Source organism: Amycolatopsis sp. SID8362, from assembly GCF_010550475.1.
Classification (GTDB): Bacteria; Actinomycetota; Actinomycetes; order Mycobacteriales; family Pseudonocardiaceae; genus Amycolatopsis; species Amycolatopsis eburnea.
Window position 1 is genome coordinate 1 of the sequence record NZ_JAAGNB010001119.1, and the last position, 3588, is coordinate 3588.

Genomic DNA, 3588 nt, shown 5'->3' on the forward strand with positions numbered 1-3588 from the left:
CCCGGTGGCCTGCCTCCCCTCGGCCTACGCCGGGCGCTGGGTCAGCGTCCACGGGCAGGCCCTCGATGCCGACGGCCGGGGCGACGTGGCCGTGCTCGTCCAGCAGGCCGGCCGCGAGCTGCTGCCGGCCTTGGCGTCCTGGTACGGCGTCACCGGGCGGGAGCGCGCCGTCCTGGCGCACCTCCGCGAGGGCATCCCGGCGAAGCAGATCGCCCGGCTGCTGGAGGTTTCGGTGCACACCGTGAACGAGCACCTCAAGGCCGTCTACCGCAAGACGGGCGGAGCGGGCCGGGACGAGCTCGCGGCGGTGCTCTCCCGGTGAACGGGGCTCACGGGAGCGGGTTGCGCTGGAAGAAGGCCCACATCCGGTCGGCGATGTCGGCCCGGTCGCCGCCGGCCGGCCAGAAGTGACTGCCGTGGTAGACCCGCCAGACCACCTGGACGCCCGCGCGGCACGGGCCGTAGGCGGACGCCTCGACCGGGACACCCGGCTCGGTCACCGGCGTGACCGGGCAGCCGTCCCGCCGGAGCCATTCGTCGCGGTGGGCCACGGCGAGCGGGGGCAGGCTGATCAAGTCGGCGTCGCTGTGGAACAAGCCCACCGAGATCGGCCGCGCCGGCTCGCACGGGCTGCCGGTGAACGAAGGTGACACGCCCGCGTAGGCGGCCACCGAAGCGAACACCGCCGGGGCGTCGCACGCCAGCCGCGCGGACATGTTGGCACCGCTGGAAAAACCCTCGACGTGGACCCGGTGCGGATCGACGCACCAGGTCCGGGAAACGTCATCGACCACCGCGCGCAGGTAGGCGACGTCGCCGGAGCGCTGGGCGGCGTCCCACACCAGCCCGGCCGCGGCCGACGGGTAGGCGACGATGAAGTGCCGGCCGGCGGCGGCCGCCGACCACCCCGTCTCCCGTTCGTGCACGGCGTACGGCTGCAGCGCGCCGTGGAGGCTGAGCACCAGCGGTACCGGGGAGCCGGGCAGGCCGGGCGGCACGTTCACGTGGTAGGGCCGGCCCGCCGCTTCCCGGGCGACCGTCCCCGAAGTGGGTGCCGACCCGCATCCTTCCGCGGACGCGGTGGCCGGTCCGATGAGGACCGAACCGAGGCACAGCAAGGCGATGAGCAGACTGCGGAACACGGGTGACCCTCTCGTCGACGGTGGAGCGGGCCCGGCGCTTCCCACCCCCTGCCGGGGAAGCGCCGGGCCCGCCGGGATCAGCCGAAGTTGCCGGTGGCGACGGCCTTCCAGTCGTTCGCGCAGCCGGGGCCGCACTTCCAGGACAGGCGCGGATCGCCGGTCACCCCGCCGTGGCCGTCCAGCGTCCAGACCGAGACTTCACCGGTGGTGGCGTTGTGCCACACGACGTCCGTGTTGAAGTCGTTGCTGAAGTCGTTGACCCCGACGATCTTCCACTGGTTCGCGCAGTCGGGCCCGCACTTCCACGACAGCTTCAGCTCGCCGGTCACCGTCTGCTTGCCGTTGGCCAGCCACGCGGACACCTCGCCGTTGGTGGCGTTGTGCCACAACAGGTCGTCGAAGCCGTCCTTGTTGAAGTCGCCGGCCCCGACGACCTTCCACTGGTTCGCGCAGGTGGGCCCGCACTTCCACGAGAGGTCCGGGTTGCCGAGCACGTGCCCGTTCCCGTCGAGCAGCCACACGCTCAGCTGGCCGGTGGTGGCGTTGTGCCAGACGACGTCGGACTTGTTGTCGGCGTTGAAGTCCCCGATGGCGACGGCCTTCCACTGGTTCGCGCACTCCGGGCCGCACCGCCAGTCGAGGGACAGCGCCTTGGTGACGTTCCCATTGCCGTCCAGGATCCACGCGGACAGCTCGCCCGTCGTGGCGTTGTGCCAGAGCACGTCGGAGGTGTAGTCGTTGTTGAAGTCGCCTCCGCCGACCACGCGCCACTGGTTCGCGCAGTCGGGACCGCACTTCCAGGACAACCGGTTGTCCTTGACCACCGTGCCGTGCCCGTCGGTGAGCCAGGCGCCCAGCTCACCGGTCCTCGGGTTGTGCCACAGCAGGTCCGCGTTCCCGGCCGCGGCCTGGGCGGGCGCGACGGCGAACGCGAGCGCGGCCGCCGTCACCCCCAGTGTCGCGGCGATCTTCTTTCCCCACATGGTGTTTCCCCTCTTGGTCCACGAACTCGACCCGATGAGGATCCGTCGGCGCGGGGGAGCCCGGGAACCCCCAATTTTGAGGGTTGACAAATCCGGCGGGGTCAGGCCTGCTGGTCGGTGCCGCTGGTCAGCCGCTCGAGCTGCTCCCGGACGGCGCGGGCTTCGGTGTGGTCGAGCCGTTCGAGGATGGTCAGGGCGAGGCGCAGCGCCGTTCGTTCGGCGGCGTGGTCGCCGGTGCCGCGGTGCACGGCGGCGACCTCGCGCAGCGTCGTCGCCTGCGTGTAGTGGTTGTGATGCTTTTCCCGCAGGTGCAGGGCTTCGAGGTAGCAGGCCAGCGCCCGCCCGGGGTCGCCGGTGCCCAGGTGCGCGCCGCCCAGGCAGCCCAGCGTGTGGGCTTGGCCGTCGGGGTCCGCGTCGAGGCTGCGGAACAGGTCGAGGGCCTGGCGGCTGTAGGGCAGGGCCTGGGCGTGGTGCCCGGCTTCGAGCAGGCACCAGCCGATGTTGTTGAGTGCCTTGGCTTCCCAGACCCTGGTGCCGCTCGCACGGGCGAGCGCGAGCGCGCTTTTGGTGCGCCGCAACGCACTCGCGGTGTCACCGGCGCAGACGTCGAGGTAGCCGAGCGCGTAGTTCGTGTGGGCCTGGCCGAGGGCGTCGTCGCGGAAGAGCGCCAGCGCGCGGTCGAGGTGGTCGCGGGCTTCTTCCGGTTCGCCGCTGCGGATGAGCGCGCGGGCCAGGAGGCGGTGGGCGTAGGCCTGGTCGGTGGGGCCGGCGCAGTGCCGGGCCGCGGCGAGGCCGGCGCGCTGGGTGCTGACGAAGTCGCGCCAGTGCCCGTCCCGGTCCAGGTGGGTGACGAGCGAGCGGGCCAGCCGCCAGGTGTGCGCGTCGAGTGAGGCCGGGTCTTCGACCAGCGTGACGAGGACGGCGTGCTCGGCGGCGAACCACGCGGCGGCTCGCTCGGCGTCGGCGATGGGCTCGGGGTGCGTTCCGGGCTGTGGCGGCTCGAGCGTGACCGGCGGCCAGGGCGAGCCGAGGTGGGCTTCGGCGGCGACGCAGGTGCGCAGGTAGTGGTCCAGCATGCGGAGCACCGCCGCGTCCCGGTCCGGTGGCGGGTCCTGCAGCGCGTACAACCGCGTCAGGTCGTGGAAGCCGTACCGGCCGCCCGGCCGGTGCTCCAGCAGGTGCACCCGGGTCAGCTCGTCGAGCAGGCGGTCGGCGTTGCCCGCGGCGATCGAGGTCGCGGCGGCCGCGCTGAAGTCGGGGCCGGGGTGCAGGCTCAGCAACCGGAACAGCGTCGCCGCGGCCGGGCTGAGCGCCTGGTACGACCACGAGAACACGGTGCGGACGTTCACGCCGGGCTCGCCCGAGTCGATGGTGTCGAGCCGGGCGTCGCGCAGCCGCTGGGCGAGCGCGCGCAGCGGCAGGCCGGGCTGGTCGGCCAGGCGGGCGCCCAGGATCGTCAGCGC

At 72.9% G+C, this 3588-nt stretch carries 4 protein-coding genes; 1 reads left to right on the forward strand and 3 read right to left on the reverse strand.

Annotated features, from left to right (window positions below; genetic code table 11):
- Window positions 1-322 (forward strand): helix-turn-helix transcriptional regulator (locus tag G3I65_RS35120; protein ID WP_203612604.1); only part of this gene is annotated, 322 nt, incomplete at its 5' end.
- A gap of 7 nt (window positions 323-329) precedes the next feature.
- Here G3I65_RS35120 and G3I65_RS35125 read toward each other — a convergent pair.
- The 3 genes from G3I65_RS35125 to G3I65_RS35135 all read right to left on the reverse strand — a co-directional run.
- Entirely contained in the window at window positions 330-1142 is an 813-nt protein-coding gene (locus G3I65_RS35125; RefSeq protein WP_309235886.1) for a PHB depolymerase family esterase, read from the reverse strand.
- A gap of 77 nt (window positions 1143-1219) precedes the next feature.
- Complete coding sequence (locus tag G3I65_RS35130) at window positions 1220-2125, reverse strand: VCBS repeat-containing protein (protein WP_160699915.1); 906 nt, start codon at window positions 2123-2125, stop codon at window positions 1220-1222.
- A gap of 101 nt (window positions 2126-2226) precedes the next feature.
- The coding region (locus G3I65_RS35135; protein ID WP_160699916.1) for a tetratricopeptide repeat protein at window positions 2227-3588 on the reverse strand (1362 nt) is incomplete at its 5' end.